At 59.9% G+C, this 324-nt stretch carries 1 protein-coding gene; it reads right to left on the bottom strand.

Annotated elements, in window-relative coordinates; genetic code table 11:
* Window positions 1-324, bottom strand: a 324-nt coding sequence (locus Q5L94_RS13530) for a hypothetical protein (protein ID WP_317498881.1), incomplete at both ends; no start/stop codon positions are given.

The following is a 324-nucleotide window of genomic DNA, read 5'->3' as shown; positions in this document are numbered from 1 at the left end:
ATCTCTGCAATTTGCAGGTTGAGGGCTTCACCCTGCGGGGTACTGAAGGTCGCGCCGTCGCAAGCCAGTTGACCACCGATTTTGGCCCCGATGAGGTGCGCCGTTCCGTTGACCGTGGCCTTGCTAAGGAAGAGCGTATCTTTGATCTGGGCATTTTGCAGGCTGAGCGCCTTGCCGTCCGGGCTGTCGAATGTTGTCCCTTTGCAAACCAGCTGTCCGTGAATAGTGGCGCCCTCTGCGAAGAGAGCGGGCAGGGCGCAGGTTGCCAGCCGCAGGCCTCCGGCCCATGTTGACCGTGATGCAGAGATTTTACGCTGAAACCGG

It is taken from the genome of Idiomarina sp. Sol25, assembly GCF_033052775.1.
Taxonomy (GTDB): domain Bacteria; phylum Pseudomonadota; class Gammaproteobacteria; order Enterobacterales; family Alteromonadaceae; genus Idiomarina.
Note: the sequence above shows the minus strand (reverse complement) of the source record. Positions and strands in the feature narration are given on the sequence as shown.